This is a genomic window from Massilia sp. DJPM01 (assembly GCF_030348125.1).
Lineage (GTDB): Bacteria > Pseudomonadota > Gammaproteobacteria > Burkholderiales > Burkholderiaceae_D > Telluria_A > Telluria_A frigida.
Genome location: NZ_JAQOZV010000025.1, coordinates 51,058 through 72,501, shown reverse-complemented (window position 1 = coordinate 72,501; position 21,444 = coordinate 51,058). Strand labels below are relative to the sequence as shown.

Sequence of the window (21,444 nt, the reverse complement as noted above, 5' to 3'; positions counted from 1 at the left end):
CAGCTTGCGGCGTCACTACTTGCCATTGCCGCCGCAGCGATCCTGTTATCGTCATCCTGGTAAGTTGCTGCGGGTAGAATGGCCGTTCGATGATCAACGCACATACCAGATGACCATGCCGGCCCAGCCCATCCTGATCCGCAATTACCTGCAAGCCGATAGCGAGGCGGAAGAACTGCTGCTGATCCACGCGGGCAGGGTACACACCATGTCGCCCCCGCTCGCCAATGTACGCGGGCCGTTCAGCGACGATGGCGGGGGCGGTCTGATTGCCGCTGCCGAAGCTGTCAACGGCCGCTTTGGCTATATCAACGCCGATGGTGCGTGGCTGGTGGCGCCCGGCCTCGACGATGCCCGTCCATTCAGCCGGGACGGGCTGGCACGCTATCAGGTTGACGGGTTATGGGGATATATGAACCTTGGCGCGCAGGTGGCCATCGCGCCGGCCTACGCGGACGCGCAAGGGTTCTTCCAGGGGCTGGCCGCAGTGAAGAGTGCCGATGGCTTGTGGCGCTACATCGATCCGGCTGGCCAGCTCGCGTTCGACGGCGCCTTCGTTGTGGCTGGCCCGTTCTCGGCAAACGGCCTCGCGGCATGCCGCCCCGGCGAAAAAGACAGGATGGGCTACATCGACCGTCGCGGCCAGTGGGCCATCGCGCCGCAATTCATCCATGCACGCCAGTTTGGCGAGCAGGGTGTGGCGCCGGCGGCCAGCAATCCGAAACAGTACGGGCTGATCGACGCCAGCGGCAATTGGGTCGTCAAACCCCGCTATGAGGACATCCACGAATTCAACGCCGACGGCCTGGCCTACTGCGTCCAGAGCAGCGGCAATCACTATGCCAACCGGGGCTACATCACGCCGTCCGGGCGGCAGGTCATTGAGGACCGGTCCTGGAAGTTGTCCGACTCGATGGTGTGCGGTGTCGTCCAGGAAGGGGAGAACGATTTTGTCAGCGCGACCGGCGCCGATCTGGATACGCCCAACGTTTGGTGGAGTACGGGCTTCAACCAGCATGGCTTTGCGATCGCGCGTGGCAAGCGCGGCACGGTTCCCTCAGTGCCAGGCGTCGCCCCGCCTTTAACTTGGGGCATGATGCTGGCCGATGGGACTTTTCTACCCGCGCCAGCCAGCGTCATCGAGCCGCTGACAAGGCAGGACGGATCGTTTCGCTGGCCGGAGCCGAATACGCCGCTGGCGCCCTTTTTTGGCGGGGACGGCGCCATCGCCTTGCTCGACCGCGATGCGCGGGTGGCATTCCACCTGCGCCGCGAACGGTCCGATGCGGGCGACCATGCGGCGCTGTACGATCATGAGCAGCGCTTGCTGTGGCAGGGGCCGGCCAGCGATACGCTGCCGGTTCACGCGGCCTTTTTTGCCGTCCCGGCCGACGCCTTTCTCGACCAGCTCGCGTCGCGCGACAAACTGATCGACCTGGCCAGCGACATGCTGGCGGAGACCGCACTCAAGCTGCGGCAACTCGCCAGCGGCGCTGAAATCGCCTCCATGGACGTGCAAGAAGACGGCGATGACGACGATGATGATGATGATGATGATGATGATGATGATGATGATTCCGTTGATCCCGTCTGCACCGTGCGGCGTGTGTTCCGTGCCTACCTCGACGAATACACCTTCGGCAAGCACACGTTCCTCGAAACTTTACGCGGCGACGCGCAGAGTGCGATGCACGCCGACCTGCTGGCGCAACTGGTCAATCAGTTCGGTCCCAGCGATCCATCGCCCGACCACATCGGCCTGCGCAGCGATCACGGTGAAGATGGCTGGGCATTTGCCTTGCCGGGCAGCGAAGGCGGCGCGTCCGACGCGAACCGTTTATGGCTGGTCCTGCGCACCTTTTCCGACTGCGGCGACGGCGATGCGTGGTATGAAATATGGCTGACCTGCGCACCGTCGCCGGCCACCCTGGCCGCCGCGCTCACCGCGCGCGCGCAGCTGGCGCGGTAGCGAGGGCGCGGGTACGGCAACGCTGCGAGGGGGCAGGCTGCGATCAGCTGGAAATACCGTACTTGCGCTGGGCGCCGTGGTAATCCTCGGTTAGCCCAGGCAGCAGCGGATTGGCCGGGTCGAGCTTGCGGATGGCGTCGAGCTGGGTGTTGCAAATCTCGGCCAGCGGATGGTCCCAGCCCAGGTCTTCGAGCTGGCGCAGGATCGCCTTGGCCAGCGCCAGCATGACCTGCACATTCTTCGGCGCCATGTGCTGGGCTTCGAGCAGGGTCTGCACCGCGCCCTTCACGTCGCCCATATTGCCTTTCTCGGCGGCCAGGTCGAGCAGTTCCCGCACCTGGGTCATCAGGCGCGAATTCATGCCTTCCGCCAGATCGGGCCGTCCAGCCTTGACGAACACGCTCATCGCGTCCTGCATCGACACATTGCTGTCGACGTCGTTCATGACCGTCAGCATGACTTCCGCCGCCGCATTGTCGAGCCGGTTCGACAGGCAGGTGCGCGCCAAACCGATTTTCAACTCGCTCGACAAGCCCTTGGACAGCCGCACGGCCGCCACCGCCGCATTGAGTTCCGTCACCGCGCCCGTGGTATTGCCGGCCGATTCATGCAGCAGCGCCACCGAAATGGCCTTGCAGGCATCGATGGCGGCAGTGCCGCGCAGGGATTTTTCCATGTCGCGGATCACGCTGCCGGCCTGGCTGGTGTCGCCCTTCTTGAGCAGGGTCTTGACCAGCTTCACATGGTCTTCCGGATTGCGGAATTCGGAGTATTTGGAGCGTGACACCACCTGCTTGAACGATTTTTCCGCCACCACCACGTCGCCCGCTTCGAGCGCGACTTCGCCCAGGCGGCGCAGGCGGCGCACCGTGTGCGGCGAGATCGCCACCGCTTCTTCCAGGATCTTCTGGGCGCGGTAGGCGGCGCCGTTCATTTCGTGGCACTTGGCCAGCAGATCGTAGGCGGCCATGAACTTGGGATTGTCTTCGATGAGTTTTGTGACAACGTTCTCGGCTTCTTCCACCTTGTCCTGCGCAAACAGCACGCGCGCCAGGCCCAGGCTGGCCCAGCCGATCGACTTGCTGGCCAGGATGCCGGTGTAGATATCCTCGGCCTGCGCCAGTTCGTCGAGCGCCACGTGCATGTCGGCACGCAGCCTTGCAAAATCGGCCACTTGGCGCGGATGATTCGCTTCGCCGCTCGCGGCCGACCTGATCGCCTCGCGCAGATTGCCCTGGCTGATCAGGTTATAGGTCGGAAGGAACACGGCGCGGCGCTCGATGGCGCGGTTGATGCGGACGCTGAGCATGTCCACCGTGAATGGCTTGAGGATATAGTCGGTCGGGGTCAGTTCGGCGGCGCTGACCACCTTGCTGTAGACGCCTTCCGAGGTGATCATGATGAAGATGGTCGACAGGCCGATCAGCTTGTGATGGCGCATGTCTTCCAGCAGTTGCTGGCCATCCTGGCCGCTGTCGGTGCCGTTGCCGCCGTCGAGATCGTATTCGCACAGGATCAGGTCGTAGCTGCGCTTGCCGACCTGCTTGATGGCCGTGCTGGCGTTGACGGCAAATTCGATTTTCGTGATGCTGGACTGCACCAGCATGTTTTGCAGGCTGCCGCGCATGCCCGGGTTCGGGTCGATCACCAATACGGACAAGTTGCTGTTATCTTGCATCTTTTCACTCTCGTGCCCCCATGAACGGGGTTTCAGCACTGTTAACGGTTCGTACGGGAAACTCTTGAAACCCTACGATACGCTAATGTTTGCGCTGGCGGCAACAGGTACACGAGGCGGTGAGGCGAATACGCCGCGCTGACGGGGTGGCAACACGGTATAATGTCGGCCTAAAGGATTCCAGCCTTACCCAGATTCGTGCCTTCATTACCTTTAACCCCGCAGCCTCGCTGCATCAACCACCTTCCAACCATGTTGATACTACCGGGTTCCAATGCCCTGTCCGTATTTCGCAGCCAACGCCTCCTGAGCCAATTGCAAGCTGTCGCCCCGGCGATTACGGCGGTCCAGGCGCGTTTTTATCACTTTATCGATACCAGCGCGGCGCTGTCGGCGGACGACACGTCGCGCCTGTCCGCGATGCTGACCTACGGCGAACCCGCCGCGGCAAGCCCGCGCGAGGGCGTGACCGAAGAATTCTTCGTCATCCCGCGCCTGGGCACCATCTCGCCCTGGGCATCGAAAGCGACTGACATCGCACACAACTGCGGCATGGCGCATGTGCACCGGATCGAGCGGGGAATCGCATTTTCGGTCAGCCTGAAAACGGGTCTGCTGGGCAGCAGCATTGGCGCGGCCAAGAAGCTCTCCGACGCGGAAACCGAAGCGGTAGCTGGCCTGCTGCACGACCGCATGACCGAAAGCGTGCTGCGCAACGCCGACCAGGCATCAAGCCTGTTCCGCGAACTCGAAGCGCGTCCGCTGGAATCGGTCGATGTGGTCAACGCCGGCAAGCACGCTCTGGAAAAAGCCAACACCGAACTTGGCCTGGCCCTGTCGGACGATGAAATCGACTACCTGTTCGACGCATTCACGAAGGCCGGGCGCAACCCGACCGACGTTGAACTGATGATGTTCGCGCAGGCGAACAGTGAGCATTGCCGCCACAAGATCTTCAACGCCGACTGGATCGTCGACGGCGTGGCGCAGGACAAGTCGCTGTTCCAGATGATCAAGAACACGCACCAGTTGCAGCCGAAAGGCACGATCGTCGCCTACAGCGACAACTCGTCGATCATGGAAGGCGCGACCGTGATGCGCTTCTACCCGCGCGGCGCCGGGCATGAGTACGCCCCGTCGACGGAACTGACGCACACCCTGATGAAGGTCGAGACGCACAATCACCCGACCGCGATTTCGCCATTTCCCGGCGCCTCCACCGGCGCCGGCGGCGAGATCCGCGACGAAGGCGCAACCGGGCGTGGCGCCAAGCCGAAGGCTGGCCTGACTGGTTTTACGGTCTCCAACCTGATGATCCCGGACGCCGTGCGTCCATGGGAAAACGCGGCCAATGTCAACCAGCCGGCCGGCCAGCGCGCTGTCGCCGCGGTCTACGGCAAGCCTGACCGCATCGCCTCGCCGCTGCAGATCATGATCGAAGGCCCGCTCGGCGGCGCCGCGTTCAGCAACGAGTTTGGTCGTCCGGTCCTGGGCGGCTACTTCCGCACCTACGAACAGAATGTCGGCGCCCTGAGCGCGGGCATGCCCGACGCGGTGTTCGGCTATCACAAGCCGATCATGATCGCCGGCGGGATCGGCAATATCTCGGGCCAGCACACGCACAAGAACGACATCCCGGTTGGCAGCCTGCTGATCCAGCTGGGTGGTCCGGGCATGCGCATCGGGATGGGCGGCAGCGCCGCGTCATCGATGGCGACCGGCACCAACACGGCCGACCTGGACTTCGATTCGGTCCAGCGCGGCAATCCGGAAATGGAACGGCGCGCGCAGGAAGTCATCAACGCGTGCTGGCAGATGGGCGCGGACAATCCGATCATCTCGATCCACGACGTGGGAGCAGGCGGCCTGTCGAACGCTTTCCCCGAGATCACCAACGATGCCAAGCGCGGCGCGATTTTCGATTTGCGCAAGGTGCCGCTTGAAGAAAGCGGCATGGCGCCGAAAGAGATCTGGTCCAACGAATCGCAGGAACGCTACGTGCTGGCGATTGCTCCTGAGAGCCTGGCGCTGTTCGCCGCCATGTGCGAGCGTGAGCGCTGCCTGTTCGCCGCCGTCGGCGTGGCCACCGAAGAACGCCAGCTCAAGCTGATCGATCCGGAACTGGGCAACTCGCCGGTCGACATGCCGATGGATGTCTTGCTCGGTAAACCCCCGAAGATGCTGCGCGATGTCGCGCACGTGCACAATGAATTCCCCGCAATCGACCTGACGGGCCTCGACCTGCTTGACGTGGCCAAGCGCGTGCTGCTGCTGCCCGCGGTGGCCGACAAATCGTTCCTGATCACGATTGGCGACCGCACGGTTGGCGGCACCACGGTGCGTGACCAGATGGTCGGCCCGTGGCAGGTGCCGGTGGCCGATTGCGCCGTTACCGCAATGAGCTTCGAAGGCTATCTGGGCGAAGCGATGGCGATGGGCGAGCGTACCCCGCTGGCGGTGATTAACGCCGCCGCGTCGGGCCGCATGGCGGTCGGCGAGGCGGTGACCAACATCGCTTGCGCGCCGATCCGCGATATCTCCGACATCAAGCTGTCGGCCAACTGGATGGCGGCTTGCGGCCAGCCGGGGCAGGATGCCGCGCTGTTCGATACCGTCAAGGCGGTCGGCATGGAACTGTGCCCGGCGCTGGGAATCAGTATCCCGGTCGGCAAGGATTCGCTGTCGATGCGTACCACCTGGCGCGATGAAGATGCGGCCAAATCGGTCACGTCCCCGGTATCGCTGATCGTGTCCTCGTTTGCGCCGGTGTACGACGTGCGCCGCTCGCTGACGCCGCAGATCAAGCTGGACGCCGGCGAGACCGCGCTGATCCTGATCGATCTGGGACGCGGCAAGAACCGCCTTGGCGCTTCGGCGCTGTCGCTGGTGACCCAGCAGCTCGGCAACGAGACGCCGGACGTCGACAGCGCGGACGACCTGAAAGCCTTCTTCGCGGCGATCCAGCAGTTGAACGCCGACGACAAGCTGCTCGCTTACCACGACCGTTCCGATGGCGGCCTGTTTGCCACCTTGTGCGAGATGGCGTTCGCGGGCCGTAGCGGCCTGTCGGTCAATCTCGACATCCTCACGCTCGAAGCCGGCCATGGCGCCGACTGGGGCGATGCCAAGAACTGGGCGGGCCAGGTGGGCGAGCGCCGCAACGACCAGACGCTGCGTGCCTTGTTCAACGAAGAACTGGGCGCCGTGATCCAGGTGCGTGCGGACGAAAAATCGCTCGTGATGAACGTGCTGCGCGAGCATAGCCTGGGTGCGTGCAGCCATATCATCGGCAAGCCGAACGAGCGTGGCGTGATCGAATTCACGCGCGACGCCAAGGTGATCTACACCGAAGCGCGCAGCGCGCTGCACCGCGTGTGGAGCGACACGAGCTGGCGCATCGCGCGCCTGCGCGACAATCCCGCGTGCGCCGATGCCGAATACGAGCGTCTGCTGGACGAGACCGATCCGGGCATCACGCCGAAGCTGACCTTCGACCCGAGCGAGAACATCGCCGCGCCGTTCGTGGCGACGGGCGTGCGTCCGCGCGTGGCGATCCTGCGCGAGCAGGGCGTGAACTCGCACATCGAGACCGCGTGGGTGATGCACCAGGCCGGATTTGCGGCAGTGGACGTGCACATGAGCGACCTGATTGCCGGCCGCGCCAAGCTGGACGACTTCCAGGGCATCATCGCCGTCGGCGGCTTCTCGTACGGCGACGTGCTGGGCGCGGGCGAAGGCTGGGCCAAGACGATTCTGTTCAACGCCCAGTTGGCGGACCAGTTCGCGCGCTTCTTCAGCCGTGGCGACACGTTCGGACTGGGCGTGTGCAATGGTTGCCAGATGATGAGCAACCTGAAATCGATCATTCCGGGCGCGCATGCGTGGCCTAAGTTCACGCGCAATAAATCGGAGCAGTTCGAGGCGCGTTTTGCGATGGTCGAGGTGCTCGATTCGCCGTCGATCTTCTTCAGCGGCATGGCGGGCACGCAGGCGGCGATTGCGATCGCGCACGGCGAAGGCTTTGCCGACTTCTCGCAGACGGGCGATATCGAGGCGGTGGTCAAGGCCATGCGCTTTGTCGACAATCGCGGCGCGGCGACCGAGGCGTATCCGTTCAATCCGAACGGCTCGCCCGAGGGGCTGACGTCGGTGACGACGGCGGACGGGCGTTTTAGCGTGCTGATGCCGCATGCCGAGCGCGTGTTCCGTTCGGTGCAGCAGTCGTGGCACCCGGAATCGTGGGGCGAGGATTCGCCTTGGATGCGCATGTTCCGCAATGCGCGCAAGTGGGTCGGTTAAGGTAAGCTGAGCTAAACCGCAAAACGCAAGTCACAACCCTCGAAACCGTCGTTTCTGGCACTGCCAGAAACGACGGTTTTCTGGTTTTGGGGTTTGCGGAGTGCAAGGAACAATGACTGACGGTTTTGCGGTTAACCCATCACGAAGGCAAATAATCCGCCGATCAGGTACAGGCTGACGGCGACCAGATACACCCACGCCGCCGATTTGCGCGTACTGGCACATCTGGCCGCGAGTGCCGGATCAGTCGGACATGGCAGCGAGCGCGCCCGCCATTGCATCGCACCGGACAGCAACAGCATCACGGTGGCAAATCCGAACACCACGTCCTTGTGCTCCGAGAACCACACCAGTTGCGGCACCGCCGCGATCACCGACGACAGCGCCGCTCCGGCGCCCAGCGCCACCAGCAAAGCCGGTAGCGCGCAGCAGATCAGCGTGCTTGCGCTGGTAAGCAGCGACAGCACCGATGCCGTCCGCGTCTGCTTCAAGCCTTCGCCAGCATCCACATCGCTCATTTGGCCGCCGCGGCTTTGAGCTGGCTGGCCGTCTGGCTCACCGTTTCGATCCCGATCACGTCATATCCGGCATCCTTGACCACGGTTTTGACCGTCTCGGGCGCCAGCGTTTCGCCATCCTTGATTTCCACGGCGACAATGCGATCCTTGAGATTCACGTATACGTCCTTGGTCTGCGGAAGCTGGCGCAAGTGCTTTTCGATGCCTTGGGCGCAGAACGCGCACACCATGCCGTTGACCTCGGCCTTGAGCGTCGGCGCAGCGTGGGAGGACGATGCTGCCACCAGCAGCGCCGTTGCAATGAGTTTTCTCATGATGATTCCTTAAAAAATGTACATAAAATTGAAGCGGGCCTGATGCATATTGTTCATCCCCGCTTCGATAAAGTAGCGTTTATTGATCAGTCGTAGCATGGGCGTCAGTTCGGTCCGGCCGCTCAAGTCGTGCATGCGGCGCGCTTCGAGCACCAGCCAGGGCTGGGTCTGGTCGTAGTCGGTTTCGTAGAACGAGAACCCCGCGCGCGCGGAGCTGACATCGTGGTTGATGCCGCTGGCACGGTACAGCCGATGCGTCGCGCCGAGGTAGACCCGTGTTGTTTCATAGTCGAGCTGCACGCCCGGCGTGGCCATCAGCCGGGTCGGGCCGTCGCCGCGCAAGGCGCCGATGCCGCCCACGAACCAGACGTTCGCTTGCGCGTGCTTCATGTTCCAGCGCTTTACCAGCCGCGTGTAGGTCACTTCGTCGATTTCGCGGGTGATGCCGTGGTCGTCCGCCCGCATCCAGGTGGCGCTGGCGCCGATGGCGTCGCGCGCAGTGTAGGCGTAATTGACGTACAGCTCGCGCCAGTTGGGACCGGCATCGCCCATGGCCATCCATGAGTCCTTGAACCCCATCGGGGCCGCCTGGACGGGCAGGGCGGCCGCCAGCAGCGCGCCGAGGGCGCAGGTGCGGAGTGTTGATGTGTGCATTGCGTATCCTGTTGATGAAAGGGCTGGCGTGGCCAGGCTTCGTCGGGATCAGGAGAGCGGGCGGGGAGGGCGGTGCGGCCCGTCGGGTATGAAGGAGTCGTGAAAATGCACCGGCACGACGGCGACCGCGCCAGCCTGCGACTGCACAAGCGGCGCGGGCACACCGGGTAGCAGGGCGTGCGCCGCGGCGGACAGGCAGCCGAAGGCGCTGCCGCAGTGAAGGTCGGACGAGGACTGGTCGCCGTGATCGCAGCAATCCATCATGCGCATCATCTGTTCGGAACATGCGCGGCCGGCGGCGTCGCACGCGGCGACGCCGGCGGCCATTGCCTGGAACGGCAACAGCACGAGTAACAGACAAGCGAGCAGGCGACGGAAAGCGGAGGGCATGAGCGCGATCATACCAGTATCCGGAAACGACGGTTCGCTCCGCGCCGAACCTTCCGCCGGACCGGCGCCGGTATAGTCACGTTTCCACCTGAGAAAGGACCACCATGGCCATCGCCTGTTTTATCCGTTACGAAATCGATCCCTTCCAGCGCGACGCGTTTCGCGAGTATGCCGACAACTGGGGCCGCATCATCCCGCGCTGCGGCGGCAAGCTGATCGGCTACTTCCTGCCGCTCGAAGGCACCAATTACGAAGCCTGGGGCCTGGTCGGCTTCGACAGCCTGGCCGCCTACGAGGCCTACCGCGCGCGCCTGCGCCTTGACCCCGAAAGCCGCGCCAACTTCGCCATGGCGCAGGAAAAGCGCTTCATCCTGCGCGAGGAGCGCACCTTCACCGAGGTGGTCGATAGCGCATTCCAGCGGGCCGCCCAATGATCGCCGTGATCTTCGAGGTAATCCCGCATGAAACCCAGCGCCAGGCCTACCTGGATGCGGCCGCGAGCCTGCGGCCTGAGCTGGAACAGATGGATGGCTTCCTGTCGATCGAGCGCTTCCAGAGCCTGTCGGACGCCGGCAAGATCCTGTCGCTATCGTTCTGGCGCGATGAAGAGGCCGTGCGCGCCTGGCGCAACCACGGCTTGCACCGCGAGACGCAGGAGCAGGGACGCGCATTCATCTTCGCCGACTACCGCTTGCGCGTGGCAGCCGTGATGCGCGACTATGGCATGCATGAGCGGGCGGAAGCGCCGGCCGATTCGCGCATCCGGCACGACCAGCCGCCGCCGGCCTGAAGCGCCTGTGGCGCATTGCGCGCACGGGATGAGTTCGCCTCCCCCCGCCAGCAGCGCTGTCAGCTGACCTTGATGACCACCTTGCCCTTGGCCCTGCCGGCCTCAACGTAATCGAGGGCCGCATTCGTTTCGTCGAACGGAAAAATGCGGTCGATCACGGCGCCGATCTGGCCGCTGTCGATCAGGCTGGCGATCTCGCCCAGCTGCTTGCCTTCGGCCCGCATGAAGAGGAAAGCGTAGCTGGCACCGCGTTGTCTGGCTTTCCTGCGCACGCCCGCACTGAGCAAGGTCACCACCAGCCTCACAAACCACGGCAGCCCCAGTTGCGTGGCAAGATCCGGGTCCGGCGATCCGGAGATGGAAATGAGCTTTCCGCCCGGTTTGAGCACGCGCAGCGACTTTTCCAGCGTGGCCGCATCCTGGCTGTTGAGCACAACGTCATAGTCGCGCAAGATGTCCTCGAAATCGTCCTTCTTGTCGTCGATGACGATGTCGGCCCCGAGCCGCTTGACCATCTCGATATGCGCGCCGCTGGCGGTGGTGGCCACCGTGGCCCCAGATGCTTGGCCAGCTGGATCGCAAACGAGCCGACGCCGCCGGAACCGGCCTGGATGAACACTTTCTGCCCTTTTTTCAGGTCGGCCTTCTCGACCAGCGCCTGTCAGGCCGTCAGCCCGACCAGCGGGATCGAGGCCGCTTCTTCCATCGACAGCGTGGCGGGCTTGAGCGCGACGTCGCTTTCGTTCATCGCAATATACTCGGCGAAGCTGCCGATGCGGTCCTTGTCGGGCCGCGCGTAGACTTCGTCGCCCACCTTGAAGCGGCCCACCCGCGCACCGGCCTTGACCACCACCCCGGCGACATCGTTGCCCATGATCAGCGGCAGGCGATAGGGCAGGACCAGCTTGAATTCACCGGTCTTGATCTTGGCGTCCAGCACGTTGACGGCAGTTGCGTGGATCTGCACCAGCACATCGTGGTCGTGCACGACCGGCTCGGCCACCTCGGCCTTGCGCAGCGCGCCCTTCTTTGCATAAGCTTCCAGGATGAATGCTTGCGTGTCGCGTCCTATTGGTCTTGTTATCAGGCGGCTGCGAGGCGCAGGTCTTTGCGGATGCCGGCGTCGACCATGCTGGCGGGAGCGAATCTGCGCAGCAAGCGCAAGCGGCCGGCAAGGGTGCCTGCAGCGTAGCGCAGTGTCGGATGCGCCGCGGTGGCCGCCTGCAAGACGGTCTCCGCAACAACCTCCGGCCCCTGTGCCGTGAGCAGCACTTCTTTCACCCGGGCATTCACGGCGGCGCGCAGCGTGTCGTACATGGCAAGCGGCAGATCGGGCTCAAGCGAGTTGGTGTCGAACGAGGTCTTGATATAGCCCGGCTCGATGACCGACACGCGGATGCCCAGCGTGCGCAGCTCATGGTCGAGCGATTCCGAATAGCCGGCGACCGCGTGCTTGGTGGCGGCATACAGGGCCATGTAGGGCATCGGCAGGAAACCGAGCACCGAGCCGATATTCAGGATGCGGCCGTTGCCTTGCTTGCGCATGTGGGGCAGCACGGCGCGCGTCATGCGCACCAGGCCGAAGAAGTTGGTGTCGAAGATGGCGCCCGCCTGCGCCATCGCGCTTTCCTCGGCGGCGGCCGGGGCTACGCCGAAGCCGGCGTTGTTGACCAGCAGGTCGATGCGGCCATGGCGGCGCAGTACCTCGGCAATCGCGGCCTCGACCGAGTCGTCGCTGGTCACGTCCAGGGTCAGCATCTCGACCGACTCCTTGCGCCGTGGCGCGGCGCCGCGGGTGGTGCCGTAGACGGTGTAGCCGGCTTGCGCCAGGCGCGCGGCGCTGGCTTCGCCGATGCCGGAGGAAGCCCCCGTTACCAATGCAATTTTGCTGTTCATACTGTTATTCCGATCTTCATGGCATTACTCAGTTGTGGGGGTACGGCATTCAGCTTTAATATGATAACCATCATATTAAAGGTGCAAAAAAAAGGCGCGAGAACACGCGGTGCTCACTCGCCGTCGGGTGCCAGTGTTTGTTTGCCGATCTGCAAGAAACTCGCGGCCAGCAGGGGATCGTCGACCGCGCGCGCCAGGGTCAGGCTGCCGATCATGGTGGCAAGCGCCATCAGGGCTTGCTCGTGCCCGCCAGGCTGGCCCCAGGCGGGCGACTGGCGCGCGATGACATCGATCATCTCCTTGATATGCCGGGTGGCGGCGCGGCGCACTTCCGGTGCCTGGCGCGGCATTTCCGAGCACAGGGCGGCGACCGGGCAACCTTGCTCGATGGCCGCCAGGTGTTGTGGCGACAGATAGGCCTCGACCAGCGCCCGGATGCCCTGGCCGGGGGGCGCGGCGGCGGCGATGCGGGCCGACAGGGCGACCGCGTCCGCGCCGGCACGGTCCGCCGCTTCGGCCAGCAGCGCATCGCGCGAGCCGAAGTGGGCATAGAAGCCGCCATGGGTCAGGCCGGCCTCTTTCATGATGTCGGCCACGCCGGTGCCAGCATAACCGCTGCGTCGGATTGCCCGGGAGGCAACTTCGACGATGCGTTCATGGGTCGCTTCCTTGCGGCTGGAAGCGCGGCGTGGTGGTGTTGGTGTTTGCATGACGATCATCATATACCAATTTCTGGCGGGGTGCTTGCCTATCGCGCAGATCGGGAAATGGAGCGCGGCAGGGCGCGCGTGGGGCGGCAGGGCGCGCGTGGGGCGGCAATCATTGCACGCGCTTCATCCCGCGCTGCCCGCAGGCGTAAAAAAAGCGCATCGGACGATGCGCTTTTTCAGGAGGACGGACCAGGCTTACTTGATCGTCGCTTTTTTCATCAGGTCTTCACGGAATTGCTGCAGCTTGCGCTGTTGCAGCGATTCGGCGACTTGCTGCTTGATTTCTTCCAGTGGCAGGACTTTGGTCGCACGGGAATCTTCCAGCTTGATGACGTGGTAGCCGTACTGCGACTTGACCGGGGTATCGGTGATCGCGCCTTTTTGCAGGGCGACCATGGCCTTCGAGAACTCAGGCACATAGTTGTTCGGGCTCGCCCAGTCCAGATCGCCGCCGTTGGCTGCCGAGCCGTCTTTCGACGAAGCCTTGGCCAGCTCTTCGAATTTGCTGCCGGTTTTCAGCTTGGCGATGAGGGCCTTGGCTTCTTCCTCGGTAGGCACCAGGATGTGCTTGGCGTGGTATTCCTTGTCGCCGACCGTCGATTTGTACTTGTCGTACTCGGCCTTGATCTCGGCATCCTTGACCGGGTTCTTCTTGACGTAGTCGGCCAGCATTGCATTGATGATGATGCTCTGGCGCGCGTTTTCCAGCGCGGACTTGACTTCAGGGCGCATGCCGAAGCCTTGCTTGTCAGCTTCCTGGATCATGACTTCACGGCCGATCAGGTCTTTCTTGATCGCTTCGCGCAGTTGCGGGGAATCGGTTTGCTTGCCTTGAGCAACGACTTGCTTGACGATCTGATCCACTCTGGCGGCAGGAATGGCCTTGCCGTTGACGGTCGCAATGGGAGCACTACTCGGAGCACTATTTTTCTGCGCGAACGCAGGCGCGGCGGCCAGCGCAAGGATGGCTAACAACAGGCGGGCAGGCTTCAACATCATTATTTTAGATCCTATAAATTACAAAAGTATGCGGCTGGAGCGGATCATACCGCCAATCGGCCCAGCAAGCGCCGGCGCACGCGTGCGCCGGCCATGCGATCTTACTTGATCGCCGCTTTCTTGATCATTTCTTCCTGATAGGCTTGCAGTTTCTTTTGCTGCAGCGAATCGGCAATCTGTGGCTTCACTTCGTCGAAGGTCGGCAGCTTGGCTGCGCGCGTGTCGTCGAGCTTGACGACGTGGAAGCCGGCCGGTGTTTGCACCGGATTTTCGCCGACCTGGCCTTTTTGCAGGCTGACGAAAGCGTCGCTGAACGGTTTCGGGAACGACGAAGGCAGTGCCCACTCAAGGTCGCCGCCGCTGTTGGCGGTGCCGGTATCCTTGGAAGTCTTGGCCAGCTCTTCGAACTTGGCGCCGCCCTTCAGCTTGGCGATAATGGCCTTGGCGTCGGCTTCGTTCTCGGCCAGGATATGGCGCACATGGTATTCCTTGTCGCCGGCCTGCGCCTTGTAGCGCTCGTATTCGGCCTTGATGTCGGCATCGCTGACGGCGTTCTTGGCGACATAGTCACGCACCAGCGCGTTGATGACGATGGTCTGGCGCGCGCTGTCGAGCTGCTGCTTGACGGTGGCATCTTTCTCGAAACCCTTTTTCAGGGCTTCCTGCATCATGACTTCGCGGGCGATCAAGTCTTTCTTGACCATTTCGCGCAGTTCCGGGGAATCAGGCTGCTGGCCTTGGGCAACAACTTGCTTGACGACTGCATCGACACGGGCCAGGGGAATCGGTTTGCCGTTAACAACAGCGGCATTCTGCGCAAAGGCAGGCATGGCGGCAACGGCAATCAGTGCTAACAGCAAGCGGGCTGGCTTAAAGGTCATTATTCAATCCTGTTTGAAAAAGTTACGGACAAAGGTTAGATTAGTTTTTTTACTTTACGTTCAATTGTCGGACAGATTTCTTAAGGCGCTCTGAAACCGCGCTATTCACAGCTCGGACGGCGCCAGGGCGGTGATGGCGAGCGCGTGGATTTCATTGTGCATCATATCGTGCACGGAATCATACACGAGTCGATGTCGCATGACGAGTCTGAGCCCCTCGAAACGCGCCGAGACGATCTTGAGGCGGAAGTGGCTGCCTCCGGAAGCGGCCCCGGCGTGGCCTGCATGCAGGGCCGATTCGTCGCTCAGTTCGAGCACGCTCGGATCGAGCGCGGCGGCGAGGAGGGCGCGGATGCGCTCGGGACGGGTAGCCTGGCTCATGCCTGTTCCTCCGCTTCGATATGCTTGGACAGCATCAGGGTTTGCACGATCACGAAGGCGAACAGAATGCCGTTGATGCCGAAGGCCTTGAAGCTGACCCAGGCGCTGGTATTGTCCTTGAAAATGACGAACGCGGCCAGCAGGTTGACGATGCCGAGCACGAAGAAAAACACCATCCACGCCAGGCCCACGTTTTTCCAGACCGGCTCGGGCAGCTTGATTTGGGTTTCCATCGCCTGGCGCATCAGGTTCTTGCCGAAGCCAAACTGCGCCACGCACATGGCGACCGCGAACACCCAGTAAATGATGGTCGGTTTCCACTTGATGAAGGTGTCGTCGTGGAAGTAGATGGTCAGGCTGCCGAACACGGTGATGATGAGAAACGATACCCACAGCATGGCGTCGATCTTGCGGCCGCGCAGCTTGAGGTAGACCAGCTGCAAGGTGGTGGCGACGATCGCGACCACCGTGGCGATCATGATCGGGGCCTGGTCCGGCTTGAGGCTCCCGCCGGCAACGAGTCCGCCCAGGTAGGTGGTGGCGATGCCGAACGATGCCTGCTGGTACACCTCGGCGAGCTTGAAGACGCCGAAGAACAGCAGGATGGGGAAAAAGTCGAACAGAAGTTTCATGTTGTTATTGGTGGTTCAAGTTGGGTCGAAACGCAGCGAAGCGGAATTAATGCAATAGCGCAATCCGGTTGGCGGCGGGCCGTCCGGAAACACGTGGCCGAGATGCGCGTCGCAGACCGCGCAAATGATCTCGGTGCGCAGCATACCATGGGCGCGATCGGTTTTTTCGATCACATTGGCCGGGTCGAGCGCCTTGAAGTAGCTCGGCCAGCCGCAGCCGGAATCGAATTTGGCGTCGGACGCGAACAGCGGCGTGTTGCAGCACACGCAGGTGTAGATGCCGTGCTCGTGGTGGTCCCAGAACTTGCCGGTGAAGGCGCGTTCGGTGGCGGCGTGGCGCGTGACCTCGTATTCCATCGGGTCGAGCATGGTGCGCCATTCGGCGTCGGTTTTCGTGACTTTATCGGACATGGCAGCTTCTTTCAGGAGGAACAGCTGACTTCGAGGTGGCTCGCCCAGTCGGGCGGCAACGCTGCGTAGTGCTCGTTGTGGGGTTGTTCGTCGAATGGATGCTCCAGCACGGCCAGCAGCCGCGCCACTTCGGAGAAATCCTTGTGTTGCGCTTTTTCGATGGCGACCTGGGCCAGGTAATTGCGCAATACATACTTTGGGTTGACACGGTCCATTGCAAGCTTGCGCTGCGCGTCGACGCTCGCTTCGGCCCGCAGGCGGACGCGGTAGCGGGCCGCCCAGGTGTCGAAGTCCTCGCGCACATGAAACATGTCGCGCAGCGCGCTGTCCTGGGCCGGAGCGTCGACTTGCAGCGTGCCCAGCTTGCGGAAAAACTGGGTGAAGTCGGCGTGGCTGCCGCTCATCAGCGTAAACATGGCGTCGAACAACTGCGGGTCGTCCTCCTGCGCCGTGGCCAGGCCCAGCTTGGCGCGCAGCAATTCGTTGATCCTGGCGGCGAACACCGGCTGATACAGCGCCAGCGCCTCCTGCGCTTGCTCGACGCTGCCGATCAGCGGCAGCAGGGCCTGGGCCAGGGCGTAGCAGTTCCAGTGGCCCACCTCGGGCTGGTTGGTGTAGGAATAGCGCCCCTGCTGGTCGGTGTGGTTGCAGATGTGCTCCGGATCGAAGGCTTCCATGAAGCCGAACGGGCCGTAGTCGAGGGTCAGGCCCAGGATCGACATATTGTCGCTGTTCATGACGCCGTGCATGAAGCCGACCGCTTGCCAGTGCGCAATCATCTGCGCGGTGCGGCGCGTGACTTCTTGCAGCAGGGCCTGGTAAGGATTCGGTGCGCCGCTCAGTTCAGGGTAAAAGGTGGCGATGACATAATCGGCCAGGATGCGCAATTCGTCCGGCTTGTCGCGCGAGGACCAGTGCTCGAACGAGCCGAAGCGTACGAAGCTGGGCGCCATGCGCGTGACGACCGCGGCGCTTTCCACCGTTTCGCGCAGGATGCCCTGGTCGGAGCCGGTCACGACGAGGGCGCGCGTGGTCGGGATGCCGAGCGCGGCCATGGCTTCCGAGCACAGGAATTCGCGGATCGACGAGCGCAGCACGGCGCGTCCGTCGCCCATGCGCGAGTAGGGGGTTTTGCCGGCGCCCTTGAGTTGCAGCTCCATCGGGCCCTGGGGGCCTGCGAGCTGGCCGAGCAGGATGGCGCGGCCGTCGCCGAGCTGGCCGGCCCAGACACCGAACTGGTGTCCGGAATACACGGCGGCCAGCGGCTTGGCACGCGGCGGCACGTGGTTGCCGGTGAATGTAGCGACGAAGTCATCCTGCGCCAGCACGGCCGGGTCGAGTCCGGCGAGGGCGGCCGCGCGCGCGCTGGCGGCCACGAAATAGGGCGCTGGCAGCGGCGTGGGCATGAGCCGGGTGTGGAACGCGGGAGGCAATTTGGCAAAGGAATTGTCTAGTGGCAAGTCATCGACGTTAATAGCTGATCCAGTCGCAGTAGTGGGTGAAAAATAATAGCGGAATTCTACCGTACCGGCCATGTTTTTGGCCGGGCCCGCGCGCGTAGTGCCGTCGCCGTCGTCCCCGTACCCACCCGGTCGGTTCTGCCAATGGCAGAAACGGCGGGCGGGTGCCAGCGGCGACAGCACGGTGATGGCCGACAAGGGCGACCGGCGTGTGACGAGGGGGGCCTTCTGTATGGTGAGGGCGCCGCCGTTGCTGTACTCGAAGGCGACCAGTACATCGCCGTTCGCGTGGGTGGCAGGCTGGCCGGGCCGGAAAACGAATCGCGGTCGGCGCCAAAGTTAATGATCAGGTCAGCGGCGTCGGAACGCTTGTGTTTGACTTGGAGGGCGGTTGGCGATGCGATGAGTGGAACCCGGTATCATTCCGCCAGGGAGCAATAACGCACCGCGAACAAGAGATTGGATTTTTTATGGTCATAGTAACTCACAGCGGCAAGTTTCACGCCGACGACGCATGGGCCGTTGCAGTGCTGAAGATCCTGTTTCCGCAGGCGGAGGTGGTACGCACGCGCGATGCGGCACGGGTCGAGGCGGCTGACTTTGCCGTCGATGTCGGCGCTATGTGGGACCCCGCCACGGGACGCTTCGACCATCACCAGAAGGGTTTCAGCGGCGCGCGCCAGACGGGCGTGCCCTACGCAAGCGCGGGACTGGTGTGGAAGGAATACGGGGCACGCTGCGTGAGCACGCTGGCGGCGGCGCATACGGGCCATCGCTTGTCGGATGAGCAGGCGGCCGAGATGGCATATGCAATCGACGCCGATGTCGTGCAGTACCTGGACCTGTCCGACGTGGGTGCGGCCAAGAATGCGCCGGGTGGCTATGGCCTGTCGGCGGTGGTGTCCGGGTTTAATCCGAACTGGCTCGACGAACAAAGGCTGGGCTACGGCGGCGCCGATGATGCCTACAGGCTCAGTCAATTTACCCGCGCCATGGACCTGCTCACCGACGTCATGACCAATGCCGTGAAATACCGCGTCGGCGTGTTGCTCGCGCTGGAGCAGGTGAGGCAGGCGCAAGTGCTGGAGGAGGGCAGGGTACTGTTCCTGCAAAATGGCGCAGTGCCATGGGGGCAAGTGGTGCGCAAGGAAATGCCGGAACTGCTGTTTGTCATCAGTCACAATATTGCCGAGCAGCGCTACATGATCCACGCAATTCCGGTTAGCCCCGACAGCTTCAAGGCGCGCGCGGATTTGCCGGAGGCATGGGCCGGCTTGGGTGACGCGCAGCTGGCCGCGCTGACCGGGGTTGAGGATGCCGGCTTCTGCCACAATGGCCGGTTCATTGCGTCGGCCAAGTCGTATGAGGGTATACGCCGCATGGCGTCCCTGGCGCTTGAAGCGCTCAAGCAGCAGCGCGCCGTCTAGTTATTGCGCCCGGAGGTGGAGCGCTATCGCGACGTTGAAACACCGGGAGGGGATTGTGCCGGCTTGACCAATCGAAAGATACAACGCCGCTCTGGAACCGCTTACGGGTGGGTGGCGGAACGACGGGTGGATGGGGGCTCTGAAAACGTCACGCTAACGCCCACGCCATCTGGACCAACCGGTCTGGATGCGCTGCACCATCGAAAAAGATTGACTGTTTTAGCACGGTCGTACGAAACTAAGTCAACGGCTGCCATGGCGCAACCGCAATGTAATGACAGGAGTATTGATGACGCCTTACCCGATGAGCCCACTGCTGGGGCAAATGATGGACCAGCCTTTGCTTATCTCCAGCATGATCGAATTCGCGGCAAGGCACTACGGCAGCACCGAAATCGTTTCACGCCGCGTCGAGGGCGATCTTCACCGCTACACCTACCGCGACTGCCACCAGCGCGCGCGCCAGATGGCCAATGCGCTGACCGGCCTGGGCGTCAAGCTCGGCGACCGGGTCGCCACCCTGGCCTGGAACGGCTATCGCCACATGGAACTGTATTATGCGGTCTCCGGATCGGGCGCCGTGCTGCATACGATCAACCCGCGTCTGCACCCGGAACAGATCGCCTACATCACCAACCACGCCGAAGACCAGTATGTCTTCTTCGACCTGACCTTCCTGCCGCTGATCGAAGCCGTGGCTGCCCACTGCACGACCGTCAAGGCCTTCATCCTGATGGCCGGGCGCGAGCGCATGCCGGCCGACACCAGGATCCCGCAGCTGCTGTGCTATGAGGACTTGATCTCCAGCAGCTCGGACGATTACCAGTGGCCGCTGTTCGACGAGAACTCGGCGGCGTCGCTGTGCTATACGTCTGGCACCACGGGCAACCCCAAGGGCGCCCTGTACTCGCATCGTTCGACCGTGCTGCACGCGTATGGTTCGGCGATGCCGAATGCGCTCAACGTCTCCTCGGCCGACACGGTGCTGCCGGTCGTGCCGATGTTCCACGTCAACGCCTGGGGCTTGCCGTATTCGGTGCTGCTGTCGGGCGCCAAGATGGTGTATCCCGGTGCGGCGCTGGACGGCAAGTCGCTGTACGAGCTGTTCGAGGCGGAAAAAGTCACGTTCTCGGCCGGCGTGCCGACTGTCTGGCTGGGCCTGATCAACCATGCGCTCCAGAACCAGCTGCAGTTCAGCACCTTCCGGCGCACGGTGATCGGCGGCTCGGCTTGCCCACCCGCCATGATGGACACGCTGATCGACAAGTTCAATGTCGAGGTCATCCATGCCTGGGGCATGACTGAAATGTCGCCGCTGGGCACCGCGGGCGGCTTGCAGACCAAGCACCTGGCATTGCCGAAAGATGCGCAGCGCAAGATCTTGCAAAAGCAGGGCCATGCGATTTACGGCGTTGACATGAAAATCGTCGACGATGCAGGCGCCGAATTGCCGTGGGATGGCAGTACTTACGGCCATTTGCTGGTCAAAGGCCCGTGGATCATCAGCAGCTACTTCAAGAACGAGGGTGGCGACGTGCTGCAGGATGGCTGGTTCCCGACCGGCGACGTGGCCACCATCGATGCCGACGGCTACATGCAGATTACCGACCGCAGCAAGGATGTGATCAAGTCCGGCGGGGAGTGGATCGGTACCATCGACCTGGAGAACATTGCCATGTCGCATCCTGCGGTGTTGCAGGCGGCGTGCATCGGCATCGCGCATCCGAAATGGGATGAACGTCCGCTGTTATTGGTGGTCAAACGTCCAGGCATGGAAGTGACGCGCGAGGAGATGCTGGCGTTTTTTGAAGGCAAGATCGCCAAGTTCTGGATGCCGGATGATGTGGTGTTCGTCGATGCGCTGCCGATGGGCGCGACCGGCAAGATTCAAAAGAACAAGCTGCGCGACCAGTTCAAGGCGCATCAGTTGCCGGTGGTGTGATGCGCTGCAAGTGGCCGCATCGCTAGCCGACGGTCTCACAGGCTGTGGCTCTCATATCTGGCTAACATTTAACAAGAATTCAACAAGAGGTTT

19 protein-coding genes and 1 pseudogene are annotated in these 21,444 nt (G+C 62.8%); 6 read left to right on the top strand and 14 right to left on the bottom strand.

Annotated features, from left to right (window positions below; all coding sequences use genetic code 11):
• The first annotated feature begins 19 nt into the window (after positions 1-19).
• Positions 20-1,969, top strand: coding sequence for a WG repeat-containing protein (locus PO883_RS17305; RefSeq protein ID WP_289310878.1), 1,950 nt, complete (start codon positions 20-22; stop codon positions 1,967-1,969).
• Positions 1,970-2,012: 43 nt separating this feature from the next.
• On the opposite strand, the gene PO883_RS17300 is transcribed toward PO883_RS17305, so the two are convergent.
• On the bottom strand, positions 2,013-3,647 hold the full coding sequence (locus PO883_RS17300) for a tetratricopeptide repeat-containing response regulator (protein ID WP_289310877.1): 1,635 nt from the start codon (positions 3,645-3,647) through the stop codon (positions 2,013-2,015).
• A gap of 252 nt (positions 3,648-3,899) precedes the next feature.
• On the opposite strand from PO883_RS17300, the gene purL reads away from it, so the two are divergent.
• Positions 3,900-7,946, top strand: coding sequence for a phosphoribosylformylglycinamidine synthase (purL, locus tag PO883_RS17295; protein ID WP_289310876.1), 4,047 nt, complete (start codon positions 3,900-3,902; stop codon positions 7,944-7,946).
• 131 nt (positions 7,947-8,077) lie between these two features.
• Here purL and PO883_RS17290 read toward each other — a convergent pair whose 3' ends face one another.
• Genes PO883_RS17290 through PO883_RS17275 form a run of 4 tightly spaced genes read right to left on the bottom strand, consistent with a single transcriptional unit; the run spans position 8,078 to position 9,834 of the window.
• Positions 8,078-8,464, bottom strand: coding sequence for a hypothetical protein (locus tag PO883_RS17290; protein WP_289310875.1), 387 nt, complete (start codon positions 8,462-8,464; stop codon positions 8,078-8,080).
• Positions 8,461-8,778 carry a heavy-metal-associated domain-containing protein gene (locus tag PO883_RS17285; RefSeq protein ID WP_289310874.1) on the bottom strand — a complete coding sequence of 106 codons (318 nt, stop codon included), beginning with the start codon at positions 8,776-8,778 and terminating at the stop codon, positions 8,461-8,463. The genes PO883_RS17290 and PO883_RS17285 overlap by 4 nt, the downstream gene beginning before the upstream one ends.
• A gap of 9 nt (positions 8,779-8,787) precedes the next feature.
• A complete protein-coding gene (locus tag PO883_RS17280) occupies positions 8,788-9,432 on the bottom strand; it encodes a hypothetical protein (protein ID WP_289310873.1) in 645 nt (214 codons plus the stop codon).
• 48 nt (positions 9,433-9,480) lie between these two features.
• On the bottom strand, positions 9,481-9,834 hold the full coding sequence (locus tag PO883_RS17275) for a hypothetical protein (protein WP_289310872.1): 354 nt from the start codon (positions 9,832-9,834) through the stop codon (positions 9,481-9,483).
• A 92-nt stretch (positions 9,835-9,926) separates the two neighbouring features.
• Here PO883_RS17275 and PO883_RS17270 point away from each other — a divergent pair, with 92 nt between their 5' ends.
• Both PO883_RS17270 and PO883_RS17265 read left to right on the top strand, forming a co-directional pair.
• Positions 9,927-10,256, top strand: coding sequence for an NIPSNAP family protein (locus tag PO883_RS17270; protein ID WP_167087141.1), 330 nt, complete (start codon positions 9,927-9,929; stop codon positions 10,254-10,256).
• Positions 10,253-10,612 carry an antibiotic biosynthesis monooxygenase gene (locus PO883_RS17265; protein WP_289310871.1) on the top strand — a complete coding sequence of 120 codons (360 nt, stop codon included), beginning with the start codon at positions 10,253-10,255 and terminating at the stop codon, positions 10,610-10,612. The genes PO883_RS17270 and PO883_RS17265 overlap by 4 nt, the downstream gene beginning before the upstream one ends.
• A gap of 59 nt (positions 10,613-10,671) precedes the next feature.
• Here PO883_RS17265 and PO883_RS17260 read toward each other — a convergent pair.
• The 9 genes and pseudogenes from PO883_RS17260 to PO883_RS17220 form a co-directional block, all read right to left on the bottom strand.
• Positions 10,672-11,630, bottom strand: a pseudogene (locus PO883_RS17260) (NADP-dependent oxidoreductase).
• 65 nt (positions 11,631-11,695) lie between these two features.
• Positions 11,696-12,508 carry an oxidoreductase gene (locus PO883_RS17255; RefSeq protein ID WP_289310870.1) on the bottom strand — a complete coding sequence of 271 codons (813 nt, stop codon included), beginning with the start codon at positions 12,506-12,508 and terminating at the stop codon, positions 11,696-11,698.
• A 113-nt stretch (positions 12,509-12,621) separates the two neighbouring features.
• Positions 12,622-13,230: a TetR/AcrR family transcriptional regulator gene (locus PO883_RS17250; RefSeq protein ID WP_289310869.1), complete on the bottom strand. Its 609-nt coding sequence runs from the start codon at positions 13,228-13,230 to the stop codon at positions 12,622-12,624.
• Between the two features lie 183 nt (positions 13,231-13,413).
• A complete protein-coding gene (locus tag PO883_RS17245; RefSeq protein ID WP_289310868.1) occupies positions 13,414-14,217 on the bottom strand; it encodes a peptidylprolyl isomerase in 804 nt (267 codons plus the stop codon).
• A gap of 101 nt (positions 14,218-14,318) precedes the next feature.
• On the bottom strand, positions 14,319-15,098 hold the full coding sequence (locus tag PO883_RS17240; RefSeq protein ID WP_289310867.1) for a peptidyl-prolyl cis-trans isomerase: 780 nt from the start codon (positions 15,096-15,098) through the stop codon (positions 14,319-14,321).
• 105 nt (positions 15,099-15,203) lie between these two features.
• Positions 15,204-15,479, bottom strand: a complete 276-nt coding sequence (locus PO883_RS17235) for a BolA family transcriptional regulator (RefSeq protein WP_289310866.1) — start codon at positions 15,477-15,479, stop codon at positions 15,204-15,206.
• Positions 15,476-16,111, bottom strand: coding sequence for a septation protein A (locus PO883_RS17230; protein WP_167087129.1), 636 nt, complete (start codon positions 16,109-16,111; stop codon positions 15,476-15,478). Before PO883_RS17230 ends, PO883_RS17235 begins: the two co-directional genes overlap by 4 nt.
• Positions 16,112-16,126: 15 nt before the next feature.
• Positions 16,127-16,522, bottom strand: a complete 396-nt coding sequence (gene msrB / locus PO883_RS17225; RefSeq protein ID WP_289310865.1) for a peptide-methionine (R)-S-oxide reductase MsrB — start codon at positions 16,520-16,522, stop codon at positions 16,127-16,129.
• Between the two features lie 11 nt (positions 16,523-16,533).
• On the bottom strand, positions 16,534-18,057 hold the full coding sequence (locus tag PO883_RS17220) for a YdiU family protein (RefSeq protein ID WP_289310864.1): 1,524 nt from the start codon (positions 18,055-18,057) through the stop codon (positions 16,534-16,536).
• Positions 18,058-18,452: 395 nt separating this feature from the next.
• On the opposite strand from PO883_RS17220, the gene PO883_RS17215 reads away from it, so the two are divergent.
• Positions 18,453-19,409 (top strand): MYG1 family protein, encoded by a 957-nt coding sequence (locus PO883_RS17215; RefSeq protein ID WP_289310863.1) that lies wholly within the window; start codon positions 18,453-18,455, stop codon positions 19,407-19,409.
• 289 nt (positions 19,410-19,698) lie between these two features.
• A complete protein-coding gene (locus tag PO883_RS17210) occupies positions 19,699-21,351 on the top strand; it encodes a 3-(methylthio)propionyl-CoA ligase (RefSeq protein ID WP_289310862.1) in 1,653 nt (550 codons plus the stop codon).
• Positions 21,352-21,444: the final 93 nt, after the last annotated feature.